Here is a 21,171-nt window from a genome sequence, read left to right as displayed (position 1 = left end):
GCCATGTCACCCGCCGTGCGGCTGCTGGGACTGCTGGCGGCCGCCACCGCCACGGCGGTTCAGGCGCAGACGCCTTACGCCGGCCCGCTGTTCGACGCCCACCTGCACTACAACGACGAAGCCTGCGTGCACGCCACGCCCGAGCCCGCCTGCCCGCACCCGCTGGAGGACGTGCTCGCGCGCATGCAGCGCAACGGTGTGCGCGCCATCGTCGCCAATTCGCGCCCCAACGACGGCACCCGGGCGCTGGCCCAGGCACGTGCGCAGACCCAGGCCGCCGGCGTGATGGTGGTGCCCTTCGTGCGCCTCTACTGCGACCGGGCGGGCTACCACAACTGGTTCCGCGACCCCGGCATCGCCGAGCTGGTGCAGACCGAGCTGGCGCGCGGCACCCCGAGCGGCCCCTACCGCGGCCTGGGTGAACTCACCTCTACGACAGTGCGAACGCCAACGGGCCGGTGGCGCAGGCGCTGATGGCGCTCGCCGAACAGAAGGATCTGGCCGTTCTGGCGCACGTGGACGACGTGGCCATCGATCTGCTGATGGCGAACGCGCCGTCCAAAGGCCGCAAGCTCAAGCTGGTCTGGGCGCACACCGGCATCGGTGGAACACCCATCGAACGGGTGGACCAGTTGCTGGCGCGCTACCCGCAGCTCATGGGCGAACTCTCCTACCGCCCGGGGCTGACCTGCGATGGCGGCCAGCTCTGCCCCGAATGGCGCGCCCTGCTGCTCAAGTACCCCGACCGCTTCCTCATCGGCTCCGACACCTGGGTCAACCAGCGCTGGCTGTACTACGACGACCTCATGCAGGGCTATCGCGCGTGGCTGGGCGGCCTGCCGGCCGACGTGGCGCGCCGCATCGCGTGGAACGATGGCGCCCGACTCTTTGGGCTGACCCCCGCGAACCGATGATCCAGCTGCACCACTACCCCAGCACCGCCAGCATGGCGCCGCACATCCTGCTCGAAGAGCTGGGCGAGCCCTTCGAGCTGGTGCTGGTGGACCGCATGCGCGACCAGCAGAAGTCGCCCGACTTCCTGCGCCTGAACCCCAACGGACTGATCCCGGTGTTGATCGATGGCGACCTCGTGCTCTACGAAACCGCGGCCATCTGCCTGCACCTGTGCGACACGCGCCCGCAGGCGGGTCTGGCGCCCGCGCTGGGCACGCACGAGCGCGCCCATTTCTACAAATGGATGGCGTGGCTGACCAACACCCTGCAAGCCACGCTGATCGTCTAGGGCGTGTTAACACTAATTGCGATGGAAGTCACCGAATGTGAAACTGCAGGCATGGAGATCACACCCGAGCAATTCAAACGCATCGAACACTGCTTGCCCGTGCAGCGCGGCAACGTCAGCCTGAGCAATCTGCAGGTGGTCAACGCCATGTTGTATGTTGCCGAACACGGCTGCAAGTGGCGCGGACTGCCCAAGCGGTTCGGTAACTGGCACACGATCTACACGCGCATGCGGCGCTGGACCAAGGCGGGTGTGCTGGACAAAATGTTCGAGGAGCTGCAGCGCGAGCAGCTGGTGCGCGTGAAGATCGAGGCGGTTTCGCTGGACTCCACGAGCATCAAGGTGCACCCCGATGGAACCGGTGCTCTAAAAAAAACGGCCCACAGGCCATTGGCAAGTCCCGAGGCGGATGGAACACCAAGATTCATATGGTTGCCGCGGATGCTCGAACGGCCGTGACGTTCTGCCTGTCGCCTTGACAGGCCCACGATGCGCCCGAGGGCAGACGCCTGCTGCAAAGCCTGGGGCCTGCGAGCCGTCCAATTCACTTGCTCATGGATCGCGCCTATGAAGGCAACGAGACTCGCCAGCTTGCCCTTGATCTGGGATTTATCCCGGTCGTGCCTCCGCTGAGGACCCGGATCGAGCCTTGGGAATACGACCGGGCGATGTACAAGCGCCGCAACGAGGTCGAGAGACTGTTTCGGCGCTTGAAGGGTTACCGTCGCATCTTCTCGCGGTTCGAAAAGCTCGATTCGATGTTCCTGGGCTTTCTCAGCTTCGTGCTGGTGGCCGACGGCCTTCGTAATTTGTGTTAACAGGCCCTAACCAGCATTGGCCTTACCTGTCACACGCTGGAAGACATTCGCGCGACAAGGGCCGCAGATAGGGCAATCGTGGATCACATTTGGAGCAGCTCTGATCTGATCTCATGCGAACCTCTTCATATCTGGTGCGACCGCAATGAGCCTGGCAGACTCTCGGATCACAACGGGGTTGCCCTGCGACTTGTCGTAAACAGTTGATTGCATTGTTACGTGCCTCTAGCAGTAGCAACCTGTCCAAAGAAGTCCGTCAACAAGACGGTGTAAGCACTGCGATGAGACGTATTGAGCCAGTCACTCTGCGCAGGTGTCGACGTTGAAGCGGACTTGCTGGTTGGAGTGCGATCGAACGACTGCCGTCGGCGGCGCAGCACTTGTTCGAGGTCAAGGGCTCTGAATGACCGCTGTTGGCGCTCACCGCCGTCCAGTCATCTTCCGCGCATGTCTCACATCAGCTTTTAGGCAGCCGCCAGCAAGTCAGCCGATTTGAACCAACTCGTGGTCAATGTACTTCTTCATTCAGAAGTCCCTGGGTAAGTTCCAAGGCGTCCTGGGTGCTCAGCCAGGCTGGGCGCGGACGACCTTTTTTCGTGTCGCATCTGAGCACTGCATCGATCATGTTTGGGGGAATACCTGTGATCCCGATCCGCGCACCTACAAGTCCTCCGACTATGCAAGCATTCGTATCTGTGTCCCCTCCATACCCGAGGACACTTTGCAGTGCGTCGATGTACGGAGTGCCGAGCCGCATGTAATGAAAAGCGCGAATGTCGGGTGGGGTAACCAGCGGGGGGGCGCGTCATCTACTTCAATGCCGGTAACCATCTGAGGTAGGAGTCTGTGTCCCGTAGGTCCCATGTAACGTCTCTGCCGATCCGAACAACCTCATCGTCTTTTCAAGACCTCATTCGTAGGGTAAGGATTGAATGACGTCCAAGTGTGACGAAAAAAAGAAGCCCTTGAACCAGGGACCAGGCCACAGCCCAGTCCCTTTCTCCCCAGAGCCCTCAGGCTCCCTTACCGCATCTCACTGCCCGGCCTGGCAGTACACATCGCCAAGGCTTTCACAAAGTCCATCTGCAGTGTCTGCATCGGAATCGCCCGGTCATTCATGAATTCCTGAAGATTTTTCAAGTCATACCGTTTGCCCACTTCGCGCGTAGCGCACTGGCAGTCCTTGTCACTCACCCCGCCTTCCTTGCAGCCCTTCATCAGGATGCGCTCTCCTTGTGATCCGGAGCACCCGGCGAGCGCCACCACAAGCCCCACCAAAGCGAGGTTGTAGGCCGTCCGCATGAGCCTTCCCATTCTTGCCTGACCTGCAGGCATCGTCACTGATCTCATAACCCCTCCTTGAGTAAAAAAGCAGCGCACCCGGCTTCCCAAGCGCGCTCGTCGTTTTGCCTGCCCGTTCAAAGCCCCCTCACCGTTTTCCACTGTTGGCCATCCCAATCAGCAGCCAGAGCACGATCACTCCCAGACCGAACCAGAAGCCCAGCGTGGCGAAGAACAGGTAGACCATCAAACACCCCAGAATCAGCTGGGCCAGAAACGCCATGGCGCTTGCTCCTTCCTGGTTCTCAACTGGCCATCACAAACGCCACCATGGCCACGATCAGCAAGCCCCCGATGAACTTGCCTAGACCCGGCAAGACCACCACTGGCCACACCAGCCCCTGACCCAGGTGGTACGCAAAACTCCTGTAGGGCTCATCCCCCCAGTTGTTCGCATAAACCGCATACAGCAGCCCGATCAAGAAATACCCCACCAACACCCAGCGAACCCAAGCAACACGCTTCATCGATATCCCCCCTTCAATCAATCAGCAAAAGATCGACGGCTCATGCATGCCAATAGCGATGCAAACTCCGTCAATGAAGACGCGCGATGAAAGTCTTGACGACCCACACCACGCTGGCATTGCCCACTCAGGGCTTCATGGGATAGCGATTCCACGCCTCACGAAGAGCGAACTCATAGGCTGGGGTCAGATCTTCCCCATCCTTTTCCGCTTGGTTAAACACCAAACGCGCAGTGACCGGTACCTCGATCGTTTTGTCGGTCAGCACCAAGTCGATGCGCGACCCAAGATAGATGGGCTCCTTGCCTTGCATCACCCATTGCGACATTTCCCGGACGCCTTTGACATTCGCCCAATGGCGCTCCAAGGCAGCCAGATCTGCTTGGGCGTCATTGCGCTTCTTGATAGCCGCTTGTTCTCGCTCTACCTTGTTGTTCTCAGCACGTGCTACCTGTTGCTCAGCTCTCGACTGCGTCATCTCAATCTGCGTTTTGAGATTCTGGATGGCGCTCTCTTGGTCTGAGATCTGGGTCTGCGCAACTCGGATCAACACATTCTTGTCAATCTCCAAGTCCCGAGGCTCGTTGTATTGGATCGCCTTCGCGCAGCCCCTTTGAAAACTCTGGATGAAGCCAGAGATCGCCCGGTTGAATGAATTGGCATTCACCTCACGGCATGAAGCCAATGTGAGCCCCTGAATTCGAGAAATGTCCTGCTGAAGCGCTGCGATGAGCGCTTGCCGATTGGCCAATTCCCCCATCTGCTCCTCTGCAGTCTCTTTGGCCAGTTGGGTCTGTTGCTTATCCATCTCCGCAAAAGCTGCATCATGCTGCGAAGCACCCATCAGACTCTTTTGTGCTGATTCGACGGCGCTGGTGTGCAAACTCTGCAGATAGGCCGTACCAGCCGCAGACTCGCAGGTGTACTCGACGACACTGCGATCCCTGGTGTCCTTGAAACTCTTCCACTCCACACTGGAGCAAGCCTTGCGCTTGTCCAGCAACTGCTCCACCGTGAATTGTGACCACCCAGTGATCCTGCTCGCCTTGACCACGGACACATCGCCCGCAAAGCACCCGACAGCATGACCGCGCACGCCACGCCCAAAGCCCTTGTAGAAAAACGCATGACTCCCACTCCTTGTTAGATAAAAGAAAGAAACCCGAAAGAAATCAAAATCCTGAAACTCCACTCACGGCTCCAAACTCCGAGAGAGGGTCAAAGGAGATGCAAACTCCGTAGATGCAAAGAAGGCAAAACCGCATCCTCCCGCGGTGTCTGCCAAACCCACGCCCCCGACCCATCTGCCCGACCCGGGCAACGTGCGCGAAGTCCTCGCGTACTGGATTCGGCTACTGCGTGTAGAAAAGGGTTGGTCCCAAGAGCGCCTGGCCCACGAGTGCGAACTCGACCGCACCTACGTCTCGGCGGTAGAGCGCTGCCGCTGGAACATCGCCCTGGCCAACATCGAGCGCCTGGCACAGGCCCTGGGGGTAGAGCCCTGGACCCTGCTCAAACCCCCAGAGCAGGCGATCAAGCCCGCCCGCAAAGCAGCCAGAAAACCCCCCGCCAAAGCGTGAGCCTGCAGTCGTACGCAAAGGTACCAGTCCCTTCATTGCGAAGGCACCGGCTTGCCGTCCCGCGTGAGCGACCCCTGCTGGTACACAAACTCCACCAGCTTCTGAGCCGCCTTGCGCTGCTCTTCCTCGGGTTCAAACGGCCCTGCAAAGTCCAACATCCGGATGGACAGTCGGGGCGCCTGGTTCCGCTTCTCCTCGACCACAGCAAACACCAAGTCGGAGCAAGACCCAAACTTCGGAGACACTTGCACCCCCTGAGTCGATACCACCAGCACCTGGAACAGGGCGGGGCAGGAGGTCCCCGATCCGCTTTGCAGCAACAGCACATCTTCTCCACCCACCGGGGCTTGGCGCACGATGCTCACGGATTCCTCCTGAGGCGGTAGAACGGTTTGCCCGTTCAAAACAACGGAGGAATCCCTCTCCTGCACAGCCACCACCCCAAACCGGGTCTTGACCTGCATCTCAGGCTCTTCCAGTGCCGACTCCACGCGGGTAGGGCCCGCATCAATGATCCCCAACCAAGCCGACGGTGACACACTAAACCCCAGTTCCGTCAACACCTTCGTGGCCGGTGCCTGGCTATCCAGTGGCCTGGCCCGTACCCCTTCCACCAGACATGGCATGTTCTGCACGCACTGCGACAAAAGCCGCTGTCCCAGAGCACTCTTTGGATCGAACACAAACGCCACCAGATCCCCCGTCTCCGGGCTGACCTCGAACACCGCCCCCTGTTCCCCCCGGCGATCCAAGACCCCACCGATCTCCAGGAACCCCGAGACCGTTTGCACCGGCAACTCAGGCGCCTGCACCTCGGCCTCCTTGCGCTGGCAACCGGCCAGCAAGCCCGCCGCACCACCACCGCCAACGCCGCCAACGACACCAACACCCGGCTGCGCGCAAGTCGCATCCTTGTTCTCACGGACTGCATAGAACTCCCTCTCTATTGGTAAATGATATGTGATGCAAATGCATCAATTGAACGCCAACCAAAGACCATCGGTTGACCGATTGCTGAACGGGCAGGGATGGGGAAGTGGCTGCGAGATCTTTGCCGCAGCTCAGCCGCTACCGTGTGAGATGTTCCATATGGAGCGAGAACATCCCTGCCCGTGACCAGCTTGACCCAGCAGCTGTGCTGCCACTTCCACATCTTGTTACGATCAGCCAGGAAACCCCTCCCGCCTGATTGAATTAATTGCGCTCTGCCATCCCGTTGAACTCGACCACTGTCTCCAATCGCTGCGGCTACTGCGGTGCCACCAGCTACCACAGGGTGCTCGCACGCGATGACGCCGGAGTCATGCGCTACACCGAAGCCCTGCGGTGCACAGGTTGCGGCCGCGAATACGCCAACCTGCAGGTCTGGCGCAATAGCGGGACACAAGAATCCACGACTCCCCCCGTTGAAGCTGCCAATTGAGCGTGCCTCGGCCTTGGTTCGCGTAGAGTGCTCCCTGTGCCTAAAACGGTCCTCCTCGGGCCAAATCACAACACCCCAGCACTCACTGCACAACGCACCCGCATGACCAGCTACGCCGAACTCCTCGCCCAGAAAAAACTCCTCGACGAACAAATCGCCAACGCCAAGAAGGCCGAGTCCGAACAGGCCCTCCAAACCGTTTTGCAACTCGTTCAGGAATTCGGCTTCACCGCCCAGCAAGTCTTCCCCTGGAAGCCCCAGCCCAAGAAGGTTGCCGCCAAGTACCGGGATCCCGCCACTGGTGCCACCTGGTCTGGCCGGGGCAAACCGCCCCAGTGGATTGCGGGCAAGGACCGCACGCCCTTTGTGATTGCCTGATCGGTACGGAATGGGAGCCAGCCAGTGCGGATGCACTGTCTGAGCTCCCGCCGGATCACTGGGCGCCTCGGCCCTTGCCGGGAGACACTGAGATCGCCGAGAGGACGAACCCGCAGTCCAGGTTGCCCTCCAACGTACGCGCCGACCACACGCTACGACACTCCGCCACCCGCATGGCTGCCTCGTGGAACGGGTAGGCGCCAGGGACCAAACACTGGTTGTGCCCCAATCCCCATCCGGGATGCACCTGGGTGTCCAGGACCAAGAGGCCAGAAGCCTCAGTGCACACTGCGTTGCCTGATCCGTCCCCCACAGGTCTCCAAGGCCCCTCCACCCCGACCACCAGCATCCATTGAGGCGGCGGGGAGGGCGGGCGAGGAGCTCCCCGCACCTCCCTGGCAATCGACTGCCACAGCAGCAGCACCAGGCCACCCCGGTGAACCGCGTCGTGGCACAGCGCCAGCCAGTCTGAAGGCGCTTGCTCCCAGACCAGCTGAGCATGAAACCCGGGCAAGAGCCGCTGCGCATGGCGCAGCAAGCCTGCCGTACTGGTCGCAGCTGGTACTGCCACCCGCTGGCCGGTGAGCAAGGCCACCGCCTGCTGTAGGACCACCGCCCCCGTGCGATGGGGCGGCGCTCGATGCCTCACCAGAATCCCCGGCAGCACCTTGGCGCCTGGTTCTGAATCCAGCCCACTGCGATAGCAGGGCACCGTCTCCATCACCAGTCCCATGGCATAGCGCCGAACCAGCCCCTCAGGCAACCGCATGGGAAGCCCCCGGATCACCCGTTGCGGTGGCACGCACGCCTAGTGCCTCCTGCTTGCGATGCAACTTGCCGCGCAGGGAGATCGGCGCAGGTGCTTGCCCTGTTCCACCCTCTCTATCTCCATCCGCATCGGAATCCGGATAGAACTCCTCGACGACCTCCACCCCTTCCTCTTCCGACTCCTCGAACTCCCCCAGCGCCAAACCCTGCCGCGCCGCTTCATCCAGCGCCGCCTGATCCAGCCCCAGCGCAGCCTGCTGCTCGCGTTCCTTCCGTGCCAGTGCGACGATCTGGGCCAAGCTGCTTCCCGCTCTGAGCGTCAGATCCACGTAGTAGATAGGCGTGCGGTGTGACAGCGTCGTGGACTTGCCCCGCAGCCGAAGCTCCAGGGGCAACCCGGCCAGCAAGCCCCCGGACACCGCAAACAGATACCGCAGCCGGGTCGACAGTGTCCGAATGCTGTTGAACCCCGTCGTCCGGAACACAAAGCTGCCCAGTTCATCGCCATTCATACCCTCTTTACCCGCCTCGGTACTCCTCGCGCGGGTCGCACACGGTGACGGCAAAGCCACTGAACACGGCCATGGTGGCCAGGTACTCGGTGAGCTGGCCGGCGCCGATCAGCAGCATGCGGTATTCGGGGCCGAAGGTGTTAGCCAGCACATTACCGTCGTCGATCAGGGGTGCCTGAGCCCTCGAGCTGATGTTCACGCGCTCGATGTTCGGCACGCCGGACATGGCGCGCCAGGGGCAGATGCTGACCGAGGTGGCGGCGCTGGTTGACGCCGGGCGCATCCGCTCGACGGCCACCGAGACCGCCGGCAGGATCGATGCCGCGACCTTGCGCCGGGTGCACGCGCAGATCGAAAGCGGAACGGCGCGCGGCAAGATCGTGCTCGAAGGGTTCTGAAGGGCCGCAACGAATACGATTGACAGGTCGGCCTCGGACTGCCGCCAGAACCGGATGATCTGCTCTTCTTCATGTTCGTCTTTCTCCTGGTGGTTGACGGACTTCACTAACCTCCGCTTGGTACGGTTGGTGAAGGTCAGGTCAAATCCCGATATGGTCATTTTTTCGAGCTTCGGACCTATCATTGAGCGTGCAAAGGCCAACGGTGTCGCGGTGAGGCTGCGGCAGAGCTTGTAGGTCTCGCCACATTGCGACAGACACGACCGCCTGGATAAACCCGCCTTGATGCGGGTGCCAGCATAAAGAAGCCAGGAGACAAACATGGCATTCAGCAGCCACTGGAGTGCACCCGGTCATGAGGCCACCTCGGACATATCCTGGCGTGCAGACGACGTGATCGAGCGCTCAAGGCAGCGGTCGATGGGCGTTCACAGGCTCGACCCGGGACGCAGTGACCCGCCGCGCGTCCTCACCGCGACTGCCCTGCAAGACCATCGCTTGCCGATGGAAGACCTGCTGGATGTTGCGCGCAGCGGCATGGAGTCGTTGTTCCTGCAGATACGTGACGCCGGGTATGTGATACTGCTCACGGATGCCCACGGCGTCGCCGTCGACTTCATCAGCAACCCATTGCTGGACCGCGAGCTGCGACAGGCCGGCCTGTACCTCGGCAGTTGCTGGTCAGAGGAGACGGAGGGGACATGCGCCGTGGCGCTGGCGAACCTGGAGCAACGGTCCATCACGGTTCATCATGAAGAACATTTTCGTGTGCCCTACCGAACCCTGAGCTGCAGCGCCGCGCCCCTGTTGGGCGTCGATGGCCAGGTGCAGGCGGTGTTGGATGCATCCGCCCTGTACTCGCCGGACGACAAGCGCAGTCAGCACCTGGTGTTGCAGATGGTCAAGTCGACCGCTCGTTTGATCGAGAACGCCCAGTTTCTCAAGCAATTCGACCGGAACCTGGTGCTGCGTCTGGCCGGACGGCGCGATTTTCTAGAAGTGGCGACAGAGGGCTTGCTCGCGCTGGACGAGGAAGGCCGGATCGTTGCGGCCAACCAGGCCTTTCTGCAATCCGTGGGGCGCACGCCGGCGATGCTGACCGGCGCCCATGTCGAAGACGTTTTCAACGCGCGGATGGAGCGACTGCTTGGCGCTTCACTGGCCCACCCGGAGCCGCTGGCGTTGCGTTTGCTGCACTCGGGCGAGCGGTGTTTTGCCCTGGCGCGCGGGCCACGCAAGCTCACACCAGTGACCGAACGCCAACGACCGATGCTGCATACCCCGGATGACAAGGCGCTGCGTGAACTTGCTGGGAACGATGCCAGCATGACGCGCAATGCCCAGCAGGCCCTCCGTGTGGTAGACAAGGGCCTGGCGATCTTGCTGCAGGGTGAATCGGGCACCGGCAAAGAGGCCTTTGCCAAAGCGATCCACGAGGCGAGCACGCGGCGATCCAAAGCCTTTGTCGCAGTGAATTGCGCTGCCATCCCGGACACCTTGATCGAAAGCGAACTCTTTGGCTACAAAGAGGGCGCATTCACCGGCGCACGCAGCAAGGGGGCCAGGGGCAAGGTTCAGCAGGCCCACGGCGGCACGCTGTTTCTGGACGAAATCGGGGACATGCCTTTGGCGATGCAGACCCGCTTGCTGCGCGTACTGGCCGAAAGGGAAGTCACGCCGCTGGGTTCAGAAACTTCGGTGCCCGTGGACATACAGATAGTTTGCGCCACGCACAGGGACCTCAACGAGCTGGTCGCCAACGGACTTTTCCGCCTGGACCTGTTTTACCGCCTCAATGGCGTCACGCTGGCGTTGCCCAGTTTGCATGAGCGCACAGACAAGGAAGGCTTGATCCGCCAGCTGCTGCAGGAGGAAGGCCGGTCGCTCTATGCCCGTGCGGGCACGGCCTCCCCCCATGCGTTGGCCGCGCTGCAGACCTACCACTGGCCAGGCAACATCCGCCAACTGAAGAACATACTGCGCGCCGCCCTGGCTTTGAGCGGTGGCGAGGCCATCGAACTGGAACACCTCCCGCTCGACATCCAGGGTGCCATGCGTGCCAGCTTGCCCCCACCCCGCATGCTGTCGATTGGCTTACCAGCATCACCTGTCGATGCCGCCGCTGGTTCGGAGCGGGATGATTTGGTGCAGGTTCTGAGAGCGCACCACTGGAACATCACCCATGCGGCGCGCAGCCTGGGCATATGCCGAGCGACTGTCTACCGTCGCATGCAAAAGTTGGGCATCGTCAGCCCCAATCAGCAGGCCTGAATCAGAAGGCGCCGGCACTTTCCGCTTTTGGCGTGATTGGCCGCGAGAGGTCCAGCCCTGGCTTTCCTAGTTGGCGGCGGGGTTGCAGATATACGCAGGTGCGACACCTGTCGCTCGTTCGCTTGCTGGTGCGACACCTGTAGCACACAGGTGTCGCTGCCATGGGCATTCAGCAGGCCGACACACCGCCCTCAAAGCCTTTGGAACGCCCTCAAACCGGCTTTTAGTGCGGTCTCTTTAAGGGTATTCCCGCGATTCTTCTACAGATCCGACTTATGGCATGGCCTTTGCAAAAAAGTACCTGCGAGACGCGCCACCAGGGGGTGACCACTTTGCTTGCGAAGCGGTCCGACGTCGACGAGTTGGCGGCGCACCTGCGTCGTTCGTGTATCTGAGCATTTTATAGGAGACAAACCAATGACACCAAACCGCGAGAAACAGCATTGGATGTATCGCAACATGGTCACGAGCCGCAAGTTCGAAGAGACCATTGCGAAAATCTATTTCGAGGGCAAGTTGCCCGTGTTCAGCATGGCCGACGGCCCGATTCCCGGTGAGATGCACCTGTCCGACGGGCAAGAACCTGTGGCGGTGGGCGTCTGTGCGCATCTCGAAGCAAGCGACATCGTCACCGCCACGCACCGTCCGCACCACCAGGCCATTGCCAAGGGGGTGGACCTCGACAAGATGGCTGCCGAGATCTTCGGGAAGGCGACCGGCCTTTCAGGCGGGCGTGGCGGGCACATGCACCTCTTTGATCCGAAGGTGAACTTTGCCTGCTCGGGGATCATTGCCCAGGGCATGGGCCCAGCCGTCGGTGCCGCCCTTAGCCGCAAGATGCAGAAAAAGCCCGGCGTTGCCGTGGCTTTCGTTGGCGAGGGTGCCGTGAACCAGGGCGGCTGGCATGAAGCGATGAACCTCGCCGCGACCTGGAAGCTGCCTTTCATTTGCGTCATCGAAGACAACGCCTGGGGGATTTCGGTGTCCAAGGAGGCTTCGACCGCGATCTCCAACAACGCAGACCGTGCGGCCGCTTACGGCATACCTGGCAAGCGCATCGCAGGCAACGACCCTTACGCGATCTATGAGGCCGCTGGTGAAGCGATTGCCCGCGCCCGCGCTGGTGAAGGCCCGTCCCTGCTGGAGATCGAAACGTATCGGCTCGCTGGCCACTTCATGGGTGATGCCGAAGGCTACCGCCCCAAGGGCGAGAAGGACGCGCTGTTCGCGAAGGACCCGATTCCGAAGATGCGCGCCAAGATGATCGCCGATGGCGTGGCCACCGGCGCAGAGCTCGACGCGATAGAGGCACAGGCCGCTGCCCGCGTTGAACAAGCCATCAAATTTGCCCGCGAAAGTGCGGATCCGGCGCCAGAAACCGCGCTGACTTCCGTGTTCGCTTAAGGAGACAGAGCATGAGCGTAGCCAACGAAAGAAAACTGACCATTGCTCGCGCCATGGCCGAGGCCGTGCAACAGGAAATGCAGATCGACCCCACCGTCTTTGTGATGGGTGAGGACATCGGCGCCCTCGGCGGCGTTTACGGCAACACACGCGGTTTGCTGGAGGAATTTGGCCCTGAGCGCATTCGCGACACGCCGATTTCCGAGACCGCCTTCATCGGCGCCGCTGTCGGGGCTGCCCAAGACGGGATGCGCCCGGTTGTCGAACTGATGTTCGTCGATTTCTTCGGCGTCTGCTTTGACGCGATCTACAACCTGATGGCCAAGAACATCTACTTTTCGGGTGGCAACTTCAAGGTGCCGATGGTGCTGATGACGTCGACCGGTGGCGGTTACTCCGACGGCGGGCAGCACTCGCAATGTCTGTATGGCACCTTTGCGCACCTGCCCGGCATGAAGGTGGTTTGCCCGTCGAATGCCTATGACGCCAAGGGGCTGATGACCGCCGCCATGCGCGATGACAGCCCTGTCGTCTACATGTACCACAAGGGCCTGCAAGGCATGGGATGGCTTGCCACAGAAGCGGGCGCAACGGTGCACACCCCAGTGGAAAGCTACACGGTCGAAATCGGCAAAGCCAAGGTCGTGCGCTCAGGAAAAGACGTCACCATCGTCAGCGTCGGGATGGGCGTGCACAACGCTCTGAAAGCAGCCGAGAAGCTGGAGAGCCAAGGCGTCAGCGCTGAGGTGGTCGATCTGGTCAGCCTGGTCCCGCTGGATCGCGACACGATCCGCGCCAGCGTCGCCAAGACGGGTCGCCTCATCGTCGTGGACGAGGACTACATGTCTTACGGCGTCTCCGGCGAGATCATCGCCAGCGTGACGGAACATGACATCTCGGCCCTCAAGGCCGCGCCCAAGCGGGTGGCGTATCCAGATGTGCCGATCCCCTACGCAAGGGTCATGGAGCAGTTCTGCCTGCCCAACCCCGACAAGATCGTTGCCGCGTTCAACAGCATGAAAGCGGCCTGACCGTGCGTCTCGGGGCCGCCTTCACAGGCGGTCCCACCCAACACAGGAAAGCTCCATGACAGACATCATCATCCCCACCAACCTCTGGGAAGAAGACGTAGAAACCGTCATCACCACTTGGTTGGTCAACGACGGGGCCACCGTTGAAAAAGGCGCGTTGATCGCCGAAATCATGACTGCGAAGGTGCAATACGAAATCCACGCGCCCGCGTCGGGCACCGTAGCTATCAAAGAGAAGGCCGACGCGGTGGTTTCCAAAGGCGCTGTCATCGGAACAATTGCATGACCGACGGCGTGCGCACCGTAGCACTGAAAGGCGTGCGCGGCATGATCGCGGACGCCATGGTCAAGAGCCTGGCCACCGCGGCGCAGCTGACCCATCACGGCAGTGCGGACGCTACTGCTTTGCTGGCGGAAAAGGCGCGGCTGGCGGAAGAGGGGACCAAGGCCTCGGTGGAGGATCTGCTGATGCTGGCCGTGATCCGCGCGCTCAAGAAGCATCCCGATGCGAATGGCCGCACCAAGGACCGCGAGGTTCATCTGCACGAAGCGATTGACCTGTCTGTTGCCATCGCACTGCCGGGCAACTTATTGGTGGCCCCGGCGATTTCTGGTGCGGGTGATATGGATGTGAGCGCGTTGCGGAGTGCGCGACAGGACTTGGCGGCGCGGGCCAAGATCAACAAGCTCACCGTGACCGAGATGACGGGCGGCACCTTCACGATCACCAACCTCGGCCTGACGCGGGTGGAGCACTTCACTCCAATCCTGAACGCCGGACAGATCTGCATCTTAGGTATTGGCTGCATGACGGATCGCCCGGTACGGGCACCTGATGGCGGCATAGAGCTTCGCCCTTTTGTCGGCCTCTCGCTCACCTTTGACCACCGTGCGCTGGATGGCGCGCCGGCGGGCGATCTGCTGACCACGATCTGTGAAGAAGTCGAAGGAATGTCCGGGTGACGACGCCTTTGCGCCGATTTGGGTCTGTGTCCGAAGGCTTGACCTTTGAAGCAGGCCTCTTTTCAGCGCAGGGCCCGCAGGTGGGCCTGTGGACAGCAGATGCCAATGCACTCGTGTGCCCGCGCGCCTATGAAACACGCAATGGATTCGCGCAGGCCGCCAGCCTATCGAGCACGCGAGGCTGGCCCGTTCATGTGCGCCCGACCGGAGGTGGCACCGTTCCGCAAGGCCGGGGCATGGCCAACCTGGCGCTCAGCTTTGATGCGCCGGAGGGCTTCACCATCGAAGACGGCTACCGCTTGCTCACCCGGATATTCAGGGCCGGGCTGCGCGTAGAAACACTGGATATTGGGAACACCCCCGGCAGCTTCTGCGACGGCGACTGGAACCTTTCGATAAATGGTAGAAAACTGGTCGGCACCGCGCAACGGTGGCGGCCAACGCACCACGGGAGCCCGCGCGTTCTGGCCCATGCAATGGTCCTTGTGTCAGGGGATATCGCGTCAGGCGCGGACAGCGTTTCCGCCTTTCATCGCGACCTCGGTCTGAGCCCGGTCAAGGCCGACGTCCACACCAGCCTCTGCAGTGCAACACATCACACCGATTTACCCGCCGAAAACCTGTTGGCCGCAGCGCGGGGTGAACTGGCCCATCTTTCAAACCCAATGAACTTTTCAACAAAGGAAACAAACCATGTCCACCGACACCATCCACATCCATCTTGAGGTCAAAGTGCCCGAAACCAAGCGCGCTGGTTTCATGACCTTGATGAACGAACTGGTCGAGAGAACGCGCAAATAGCCCGGAACGCTCGTCTATGAGTGGTACGAGGTGGGCGATACCAGCACCTGGCACATCCTCGAGCGTTACGCCGATGCCGAAAACGGTGATCTGCACGTCAAGGGCTTCGCAGAGGGCTATGCGGGCCGCTTCTTCGAGTTGGTGACCAGTTGCACCGGCATCGTGTCGGACAACGCGACGCCCTATATCAAGGGCGTTCTGGCGGGCATCTCTCCACTCTACATTGCGCAAAAAGGCGGCTTCAACCGCTTCTGAGCTGCCCGCACATCTCTTGCTCAGACCGGGCGTAAGATGATGCTTGGTGTGTGGGCCGTCTCGGACATGTTGCAGCGCGCGCCAAGCTCAATCAGTATGCTCGGGGCCAACACGGAAAGCACGAGGACCGACGCATGCTGAACACTGTCACTTATGGGGACGCGCCGGGACCGCCATTGCTGATCGCGCACGGGCTGTTTGGATCAGCGCGCAATTGGGGGGTGCTGGCCAAACGCCTGTCCGAAGCACGGCGGGTGGTCGTCGTGGACATGCGCAATCACGGGTTTTCGGAATGGGCGGCAACCCACAGTTATGAAGATATGGCCGCCGATCTGGCGGCTGTGCTGGACGCACCTGCCGATGTGCTGGGGCATTCCATGGGCGGCAAGGCGGCAATGGTGCTCGCGCTGCAAGCCCCCGACAAAGTGCGCAAGCTGATCGTCGCGGATATCGCCCCGGTGACCTATCGGCATACGCAGATGGGCCCGATTGCGGCGATGCGGCGCGTCGATCTGACCAGCGTGACAACGCGGGCCGAGGCCAAGGCGCAACTGGGTGATCTGGACCCCGGCATCGATGATTTCCTGCTGCAAAACCTTGATCTGAAAGACAAGCGCTGGCGGCTGAACCTGGACGTTCTGGCTGCCGAGATGGACAAGATCATCGGCTTCCCCGATCTGTCCGGATCCTTTGACGGGCCGACCCTGTTCCTGTCTGGCGAGGTGTCGACCTATGTTTCAACAGATCACCGCGGCACGATCAAAGCCTTGTTTCCAAAGGCTCAATTCGCGTGCATTCCTGGAGCGAGCCATTGGCTGCACGCCGAGAAACCGCGCGAGTTTGTGGCCACCGTCTCGACTTTTTTGGGTTGAGGCACACCCGAATTGAGGAACGCTGGCCGCCCCTGAGGACCCATTGCGCATGACTGCAGCTGTACCCGCCACACCCGCGCCGACGCCTTCGCCTCAGCTTACAGTTCCCGACGTGGCCATCAACGTGCGGGACGTATTCGGTTTCGACACCGACATGAAGGTGATGGGTTTCGCCCAGGCCGACGAACATGTTCCCGATCTCGATCCCGACTACATCTTCGACCGGGACACCACGCTGGCAATTCTCGCGAGCTTTGTGCACAACCGCCGCGTGATGATTCAGGGATACCACGGCACAGGCAAGTCGACCCACATCGAACATGTCATCTCGCCGCTTCACCGAACTGATCGTAGCGTAGGCCTCGAGTGTGCGCATCGCATAGCTGTACGCCGCGCCCGCATTGAGCGCGATCGCGGTGCCCATGGCGCGTCGGTGAGCTCCGCCTCGGTCACGCCCGCCCTGCGCGCGGCTTGCGCATGGACGGCAATGCAACTGTCGCAGCGCGTGGTGACCGCGACGGCGAGCGCGATCAGCTCCTTGGTCTTCGCGTCGAGCGCGCCGTTGCCGTTCTGACCTGCGCTGAGCGCCTGAAAGCCCGCGACCATCCGTGGATTGGCCTTGTGAAGCGCCGCGCCTGCACGGCGGCCGACAAGAAGATAGTCCTTCCAGTTCTTGAACATCGTTGGGCCCCTTGGTGATCAGCCGCGCCCCAGCGCGTAGAACTCGTCGTTGGGCCGCATGCTGGTTACGTTGGCCAGCCGGTTGGACATGCCAAAGAATGCGGAAATGGCTGCGATGTCCCAGATGTCGTCTTCGGTGAAGCCGTGGCTCTTGAGCATGTTGAAGTCAGCTTCACCCACCAGTTGTGCGCTTTGGGAAACTTTCATGCCGAAATCCAGCATGGCCTTCTGACGCGTTGTCAGGTCTGCCTTGCGGTAGTTGGTGGCGACCTGATCGGCGATCAGCGGATTCTTGGCACGAATGCGGAGGATGGCGCCGTGCGCGATCACGCAGTACTGGCACTGATTGGCGGCGCTGGTGGCCACCACGATCATCTCGCGCTCGGCCTTGGTCAGGTTGCCAGGCTTTTCCATCAAGGCATCGTGGTACGCGAAGAAGGCGCGGAATTCGTCGGGGCGGTGCGCCAACGTCAAGAAGACATTGGGGATGAAGCCGGACTTTTCCTGCACGGACTCGATGCGCATGCGAATGTCCTCGGGCATGTCCTTGAGTGCAGGAACGGGAAAGCGACTCACGGTGGCTTGCGTATCTTAGTTCATGGTTTTCTCTTGATTGATGAATCGAAGCTGGCGGGGGAAATCGTGATTTCAGCGGTTCACATCGACAACGATGCGACCACGCACTTCGCCGCTTAGGAGCTGGTTGGCCAACGGGATCGCCTCTGCCAAGCCGACTTCGCGGCTGATATCGCCAAGCTTGGCTACATCAAGATCCGTGACCAGGCGTTGCCACGCGACGAGTCGGTCTGCACGCGGACACATCACGCTGTCGATGCCCGCGAGGGTCACGCCGCGCAAAATGAAAGGCACAACGGTGGCGGGGAAGTCCATGCCTGCGGCCAGGCCGCAGGCAGTCACAACGCCCCCGTACTTGGTTGTGGCGCAGACATTGGCCAGCACATGGCTGCCCACGACATCCACGGCACCAGCCCATCGCTCCTTACCCAGAGGCTTGCCGGGGGAAGCAAATTGAGCGCGTTCGATCACCTCGCTGGCACCCAAGCGCTTGAGGTAGTCCGCGTCTTTCGTCCTGCCGGTAGCGGCCACGACCGTGTAGCCCAGCTTGGCCAAGATCGCGACGGCCACGCTGCCAACGCCGCCAGCCGCGCCCGTGACCAAGATTTCGCCATCCGACGGCTTGACGCCGTGGCGCTCAAGCGCGAGCACGCACAGCATCGCGGTGTAGCCTGCGGTACCAATGGCCATCGCCTGCTGCGGCGTGAACCCCGAAGGAAGAGGAATGAGCCAGTCGCCCTTGAGGCGAGCCTTTTGGGCCAGGCCACCCCAATGCACTTCGCCTACCCCCCAACCGTTGAGCAGCACGGTGTCGCCCGCACGGTAAGCGGGGTTGGCGCTCTCCTCAACAACGCCCACGAGGTCAATGCCCGGGACCATGGGGAAACTTCGCACCACCGGACCCTTGCCAGTGATGGCCAGGCCGTCCTTGTAGTTCAGCGTCGAGTGGCTGACCCGCACGCTCACATCACCTGCGGGCAACTGCGCCTCGTCCATCTGCGCAACCGCTGCGCGATAACCCGATTCCTCCTTCGTGATCAAGATGCCGTTGAACAATTTGCTCTCCTTGGAAAATAGACCGATCGTCTAGTGGTTGACAAAAAAATCACTTCGACCGGAAGCCGGCGAAGAAGAACTGCGTGAACACATCCAGCGGCGCGGCGCGGCGTTCGAGCTTGGCGCGCAAGACTGCGCCTTCCCAGCCGATCCAGAAGAACTCGGCCACTTGCTGCGCATTCACTTCACTCGTGAGTTCGCCCACCTGCTGGGCTTCAACCAGGCACAGTGCGAAACGTCGCTGCCAATCCTCGAAGGTGTGCTGCAGCCGCGCCCGAAAGCTCTCAGGCAATGCGCCCATTTCTTGGCCGAGATTGCCGATCAGACAACCCCGGCGATAGCCAAAGCGCGCCATGGACGACTTGGCGTCATCGATGAAAGCGTGCAGGCGGGCAAGGGGTGTGAGCGTCCGGTTCAGGAGGTGACGGTCAAGCTTGGCCGCGAAGAATTCGCCATAGCGATCGATCAGGCCCAGGCCAAAAGCTTCCTTGCTGTCGAAGTAGTGATAGAAGGAGCCCTTGGGAACACCCACCCTGCTGAGGATTTCCTCGATGCCCGTCGCCGAGAAGCCCTTTTCGGTGAGAACTTCCAGGCCGGCGCGCATAAGCAGCTCGCGCGCATCTGTTAGGCCGTCGCGCTGTCTCGGAGGCCGGCCACGGCGGCGGATGGGGTCTTGCACCTGCATCGAACAATATTAGACCGATTGTCTCTAAAAATGCAAGTGGCAACCGAAGTCAGTGGTTTTCAGCCACCGACAGCATCGCGCCCATCGAATACGTCCACTCTGTCGCGGGGCAACGCTTCAACAAGTCGGCATGCCAACGGGCCTTGTTGCCCAAGCTCGATGGACGCAGTGTAGGTTCTCAGAGTAGATGCAAAAATTCTCATCACTTGCAAAAACTCTGACGCCTTTCACCAGCATCTTTCGACTGGAAATATCAGCGGGGCTGAGTTTTTCTGTTGGATTCCACCGATCTCTGACCCGCGGGGGGTGCGGACGAAAACTTGGACTACTAGTGTGGTGTCTCAAAAGTAAGCATCAAATAATGGTACTCGCTGCCCGCGCCACAGATGCCAAGATGGTGTCCGCACTTTTATGCCACACGAACGGCTTGGGATCCTCGTTGTGACGATCAATGTATTCCCGTATGGATTGCTCCAGCTGAGCAACGCTGGTGTGGGCGCTGCGCTTGATCCACTGCTCGCTGATCTGGCTAAAGAAACGCTCGACCAGATTGAGCCAGGACGCTGAGGTGGGCGTGAAGTGAACGTGGTAGCGAGGATGGGCTGCTAGCCAGGCCCGCACTGCCTGCGTCTTGTGCGTGCCGTAGTTGTCCATGATCAGGTGGATGTCTTGTTCGCCAGGCACCGCTGCATCGATGGCTTTGAGGAACTGCAGGAATTCCACACTGCGGTGACGGCGCTTGAGCTGTCCTATGACTTTGCCAGTGGCCACATCCAGCGCTGCAAACAGCGACGTTGTGCCATGGCGCTTGTAATCGTGCGTGCGCGTGCTGGGTTTGCCAAACGCCAGTGGTAACCCTGGTTGGGTGCGATCCAGAGCCTGGATCTGGCTCTTCTCGTCCACGCACAGCACCAAGGCGCGATCGGGTGGTGCCATATACAGCCCCACCACATCCCGTACCTTGTCCACGAAATGGGGATCCGTCGATAGCTTGAAGGTTTCTTGCAGGTGCGGCTTCAGCCCAAAGGCATGCCAGATGCGCTGCACCGTCGCGGGCGATACGCCAGCGTGCCGACTCATCTGGCGCACGCTCCAGTGCGTGGCGTTGTCAGGCTTGCTCTGGCGAACCTTGTCCACAATGAGCTGAACCTGCTCGTCGCCCACACTGCGCGGGCGGCCAGCGCGCGGGGCATCGGTCAAACCCGCCAGACGATACGCCTGGTAGCGCCGCCGCCACTTGGAGACAGTTTGCACCGTCGTGCCCAAGCGTTGGGCAATCATGGTGCCCGACTCCCCATCTGCGCAGCCCAGCACGATTCGCATGCGCAGCTTCTCGTCCTCGGGCGCTTTGCGTACGCGCAGTCGCGCATGCAGCTCTGCGCGCTCGGCATCGGTGATCTGCAGCTTCGTGGCGGGGCGTCCAGGGTGGGCCATCAGCGTAGTCTCCTATACGCAAGCTGCTTCGACCAACACCGGTCAAAATAGTTATATCTATTTTTGAGACACCACACTAGCGGGCTGAAGATCATCTCTTCATGTTGATTTCCACGCAGAAGTGACCCACTAACCCCGGGGATGCGGACAAAAACTTGGACTACCAGGAGGTAGTTCATGTATTCCTACGAAGATCGAATCCGAGCTGTTGAGC

At 61.1% G+C, this 21,171-nt stretch carries 21 protein-coding genes and 7 pseudogenes; 15 read left to right on the top strand and 13 right to left on the bottom strand.

Annotated features, from left to right (window positions below):
• Positions 1-3 precede the first annotated feature (3 nt).
• The 3 pseudogenes from AC1Q64_RS23300 (at position 4) to AC1Q64_RS23290 (ending at position 2,061) form a co-directional block, all read left to right on the top strand.
• Positions 4-914: pseudogene (locus tag AC1Q64_RS23300) on the top strand (amidohydrolase family protein).
• Positions 911-1,240, top strand: a pseudogene (locus tag AC1Q64_RS23295) (glutathione S-transferase family protein); the annotation flags it as partial. The pseudogenes AC1Q64_RS23300 and AC1Q64_RS23295, both read left to right, overlap by 4 nt.
• Before the next feature lie 54 nt (positions 1,241-1,294).
• Positions 1,295-2,061: pseudogene (locus AC1Q64_RS23290) on the top strand (IS5 family transposase).
• Positions 2,062-2,569: 508 nt separating this feature from the next.
• On the opposite strand, the gene AC1Q64_RS23285 reads toward AC1Q64_RS23290, so the two are convergent.
• The 5 genes from AC1Q64_RS23285 to AC1Q64_RS23265 all read right to left on the bottom strand — a co-directional run bounded on the left by AC1Q64_RS23285 (position 2,570) and on the right by AC1Q64_RS23265 (position 5,061).
• A complete protein-coding gene (locus AC1Q64_RS23285) occupies positions 2,570-2,818 on the bottom strand; it encodes an ADP-ribosylglycohydrolase family protein (RefSeq protein WP_108499587.1) in 249 nt (82 codons plus the stop codon).
• A gap of 266 nt (positions 2,819-3,084) precedes the next feature.
• Entirely contained in the window at positions 3,085-3,396 is a 312-nt protein-coding gene (locus AC1Q64_RS23280; RefSeq protein WP_492252960.1) for a hypothetical protein, read from the bottom strand.
• 94 nt (positions 3,397-3,490) lie between these two features.
• Positions 3,491-3,625: a hypothetical protein gene (locus AC1Q64_RS23275; protein WP_492252959.1), complete on the bottom strand. Its 135-nt coding sequence runs from the start codon at positions 3,623-3,625 to the stop codon at positions 3,491-3,493.
• Positions 3,626-3,647: 22 nt separating this feature from the next.
• The gene (locus AC1Q64_RS23270) at positions 3,648-3,869 is read right to left on the bottom strand and encodes a hypothetical protein (RefSeq protein ID WP_492252958.1); all 222 of its coding nucleotides are present in this window, start codon (positions 3,867-3,869) and stop codon (positions 3,648-3,650) included.
• A 127-nt stretch (positions 3,870-3,996) separates the two neighbouring features.
• Positions 3,997-5,061, bottom strand: a complete 1,065-nt coding sequence (locus AC1Q64_RS23265; RefSeq protein WP_492252957.1) for a hypothetical protein — start codon at positions 5,059-5,061, stop codon at positions 3,997-3,999.
• 82 nt (positions 5,062-5,143) lie between these two features.
• On the opposite strand from AC1Q64_RS23265, the gene AC1Q64_RS23260 reads away from it, so the two are divergent.
• Complete coding sequence (locus AC1Q64_RS23260; protein WP_492252956.1) at positions 5,144-5,449, top strand: helix-turn-helix domain-containing protein; 306 nt, start codon at positions 5,144-5,146, stop codon at positions 5,447-5,449.
• Positions 5,450-5,481: 32 nt separating this feature from the next.
• On the opposite strand, the gene AC1Q64_RS23255 is transcribed toward AC1Q64_RS23260, so the two are convergent.
• Positions 5,482-6,294: a hypothetical protein gene (locus AC1Q64_RS23255; protein WP_492252955.1), complete on the bottom strand. Its 813-nt coding sequence runs from the start codon at positions 6,292-6,294 to the stop codon at positions 5,482-5,484.
• Between the two features lie 680 nt (positions 6,295-6,974).
• Between AC1Q64_RS23255 and AC1Q64_RS23250 the strand changes: the two genes are divergently transcribed.
• Entirely contained in the window at positions 6,975-7,250 is a 276-nt protein-coding gene (locus tag AC1Q64_RS23250; protein ID WP_492252954.1) for an H-NS histone family protein, read from the top strand.
• Positions 7,251-8,005: 755 nt separating this feature from the next.
• On the opposite strand, the gene AC1Q64_RS23245 is transcribed toward AC1Q64_RS23250, so the two are convergent.
• Together AC1Q64_RS23245 and AC1Q64_RS23240 are read right to left on the bottom strand one after the other, a co-directional pair.
• Positions 8,006-8,530, bottom strand: a complete 525-nt coding sequence (locus AC1Q64_RS23245; RefSeq protein WP_492252953.1) for a recombination directionality factor — start codon at positions 8,528-8,530, stop codon at positions 8,006-8,008.
• A 16-nt stretch (positions 8,531-8,546) separates the two neighbouring features.
• Positions 8,547-8,693: pseudogene (locus tag AC1Q64_RS23240) on the bottom strand (XdhC family protein); the annotation flags it as partial.
• A gap of 22 nt (positions 8,694-8,715) precedes the next feature.
• On the opposite strand from AC1Q64_RS23240, the pseudogene AC1Q64_RS23235 reads away from it, so the two are divergent.
• The 10 genes and pseudogenes from AC1Q64_RS23235 to AC1Q64_RS23190 all read left to right on the top strand — a co-directional run.
• A pseudogene (locus tag AC1Q64_RS23235) lies at positions 8,716-8,928 on the top strand (zinc-binding dehydrogenase); the annotation flags it as partial.
• Positions 8,929-9,249: 321 nt separating this feature from the next.
• Complete coding sequence (locus AC1Q64_RS23230) at positions 9,250-11,199, top strand: sigma-54-dependent Fis family transcriptional regulator (RefSeq protein WP_050813863.1); 1,950 nt, start codon at positions 9,250-9,252, stop codon at positions 11,197-11,199.
• A 417-nt stretch (positions 11,200-11,616) separates the two neighbouring features.
• The gene (locus AC1Q64_RS23225; RefSeq protein WP_034397995.1) at positions 11,617-12,603 is read left to right on the top strand and encodes a thiamine pyrophosphate-dependent dehydrogenase E1 component subunit alpha; all 987 of its coding nucleotides are present in this window, start codon (positions 11,617-11,619) and stop codon (positions 12,601-12,603) included.
• Positions 12,604-12,614: 11 nt separating this feature from the next.
• Positions 12,615-13,634 carry an alpha-ketoacid dehydrogenase subunit beta gene (locus AC1Q64_RS23220; protein WP_008905565.1) on the top strand — a complete coding sequence of 340 codons (1,020 nt, stop codon included), beginning with the start codon at positions 12,615-12,617 and terminating at the stop codon, positions 13,632-13,634.
• A 55-nt stretch (positions 13,635-13,689) separates the two neighbouring features.
• Positions 13,690-13,920: a biotin/lipoyl-containing protein gene (locus tag AC1Q64_RS23215; RefSeq protein WP_008905564.1), complete on the top strand. Its 231-nt coding sequence runs from the start codon at positions 13,690-13,692 to the stop codon at positions 13,918-13,920.
• Positions 13,917-14,597, top strand: coding sequence for a 2-oxo acid dehydrogenase subunit E2 (locus AC1Q64_RS23210; RefSeq protein ID WP_008905563.1), 681 nt, complete (start codon positions 13,917-13,919; stop codon positions 14,595-14,597). The genes AC1Q64_RS23215 and AC1Q64_RS23210 overlap by 4 nt, the downstream gene beginning before the upstream one ends.
• Entirely contained in the window at positions 14,594-15,322 is a 729-nt protein-coding gene (locus AC1Q64_RS23205) for a lipoyl protein ligase domain-containing protein (protein WP_146191316.1), read from the top strand. Before AC1Q64_RS23210 ends, AC1Q64_RS23205 begins: the two co-directional genes overlap by 4 nt.
• Before the next feature lie 106 nt (positions 15,323-15,428).
• On the top strand, positions 15,429-15,653 hold the full coding sequence (locus tag AC1Q64_RS23200) for a hypothetical protein (protein ID WP_008905561.1): 225 nt from the start codon (positions 15,429-15,431) through the stop codon (positions 15,651-15,653).
• Positions 15,654-15,787: 134 nt separating this feature from the next.
• Entirely contained in the window at positions 15,788-16,525 is a 738-nt protein-coding gene (locus tag AC1Q64_RS23195; RefSeq protein WP_008905560.1) for an alpha/beta fold hydrolase, read from the top strand.
• A 49-nt stretch (positions 16,526-16,574) separates the two neighbouring features.
• A pseudogene (locus AC1Q64_RS23190) lies at positions 16,575-16,706 on the top strand (hypothetical protein); the annotation flags it as partial.
• Positions 16,707-16,883: 177 nt separating this feature from the next.
• On the opposite strand, the pseudogene AC1Q64_RS23185 reads toward AC1Q64_RS23190, so the two are convergent.
• The 5 genes and pseudogenes from AC1Q64_RS23185 to AC1Q64_RS23165 all read right to left on the bottom strand — a co-directional run.
• Positions 16,884-17,206, bottom strand: a pseudogene (locus AC1Q64_RS23185) (carboxymuconolactone decarboxylase family protein); the annotation flags it as partial.
• An 18-nt stretch (positions 17,207-17,224) separates the two neighbouring features.
• Positions 17,225-17,782 carry a peroxidase-related enzyme gene (locus AC1Q64_RS23180; RefSeq protein ID WP_492252952.1) on the bottom strand — a complete coding sequence of 186 codons (558 nt, stop codon included), beginning with the start codon at positions 17,780-17,782 and terminating at the stop codon, positions 17,225-17,227.
• 72 nt (positions 17,783-17,854) lie between these two features.
• On the bottom strand, positions 17,855-18,838 hold the full coding sequence (acuI, locus tag AC1Q64_RS23175; RefSeq protein WP_008905557.1) for an acrylyl-CoA reductase (NADPH): 984 nt from the start codon (positions 18,836-18,838) through the stop codon (positions 17,855-17,857).
• A gap of 49 nt (positions 18,839-18,887) precedes the next feature.
• Complete coding sequence (gene acuR / locus AC1Q64_RS23170; RefSeq protein ID WP_034397988.1) at positions 18,888-19,523, bottom strand: acrylate utilization transcriptional regulator AcuR; 636 nt, start codon at positions 19,521-19,523, stop codon at positions 18,888-18,890.
• A 354-nt stretch (positions 19,524-19,877) separates the two neighbouring features.
• Positions 19,878-20,957 (bottom strand): IS630 family transposase, encoded by a 1,080-nt coding sequence (locus AC1Q64_RS23165; protein WP_492252951.1) that lies wholly within the window; start codon positions 20,955-20,957, stop codon positions 19,878-19,880.
• Between the last annotated feature and the right edge of the window lie 214 nt (positions 20,958-21,171).

This window comes from Acidovorax sp. GW835-FHT14G06 (assembly GCF_058793595.1).
Note: the sequence above shows the minus strand (reverse complement) of the source record. Positions and strands in the feature narration are given on the sequence as shown.

What these genes read in the sequence shown, in the direction of transcription:
- AC1Q64_RS23230 (WP_050813863.1), top strand. Translation starts at nt 9,250, where the DNA reads ATGGCATTCAGCAGCCACTGGAGTGCACCCGGTCATGAGGCCACCTCG.
- AC1Q64_RS23210 (WP_008905563.1), top strand. Translation starts at nt 13,917, where the DNA reads ATGACCGACGGCGTGCGCACCGTAGCACTGAAAGGCGTGCGCGGCATG.
- AC1Q64_RS23280 (WP_492252960.1), bottom strand. Translation starts at nt 3,396, where the DNA reads ATGCCTGCAGGTCAGGCAAGAATGGGAAGGCTCATGCGGACGGCCTAC.
- AC1Q64_RS23245 (WP_492252953.1), bottom strand. Translation starts at nt 8,530, where the DNA reads ATGAATGGCGATGAACTGGGCAGCTTTGTGTTCCGGACGACGGGGTTC.
- AC1Q64_RS23195 (WP_008905560.1), top strand. Translation starts at nt 15,788, where the DNA reads ATGCTGAACACTGTCACTTATGGGGACGCGCCGGGACCGCCATTGCTG.
- AC1Q64_RS23165 (WP_492252951.1), bottom strand. Translation starts at nt 20,957, where the DNA reads ATGGCCCACCCTGGACGCCCCGCCACGAAGCTGCAGATCACCGATGCC.
- AC1Q64_RS23250 (WP_492252954.1), top strand. Translation starts at nt 6,975, where the DNA reads ATGACCAGCTACGCCGAACTCCTCGCCCAGAAAAAACTCCTCGACGAA.
- acuR (WP_034397988.1), bottom strand. Translation starts at nt 19,523, where the DNA reads ATGCAGGTGCAAGACCCCATCCGCCGCCGTGGCCGGCCTCCGAGACAG.
- AC1Q64_RS23220 (WP_008905565.1), top strand. Translation starts at nt 12,615, where the DNA reads ATGAGCGTAGCCAACGAAAGAAAACTGACCATTGCTCGCGCCATGGCC.
- AC1Q64_RS23225 (WP_034397995.1), top strand. Translation starts at nt 11,617, where the DNA reads ATGACACCAAACCGCGAGAAACAGCATTGGATGTATCGCAACATGGTC.
- AC1Q64_RS23215 (WP_008905564.1), top strand. Translation starts at nt 13,690, where the DNA reads ATGACAGACATCATCATCCCCACCAACCTCTGGGAAGAAGACGTAGAA.
- AC1Q64_RS23275 (WP_492252959.1), bottom strand. Translation starts at nt 3,625, where the DNA reads ATGGCGTTTCTGGCCCAGCTGATTCTGGGGTGTTTGATGGTCTACCTG.
- AC1Q64_RS23285 (WP_108499587.1), bottom strand. Translation starts at nt 2,818, where the DNA reads ATGCGGCTCGGCACTCCGTACATCGACGCACTGCAAAGTGTCCTCGGG.
- AC1Q64_RS23270 (WP_492252958.1), bottom strand. Translation starts at nt 3,869, where the DNA reads ATGAAGCGTGTTGCTTGGGTTCGCTGGGTGTTGGTGGGGTATTTCTTG.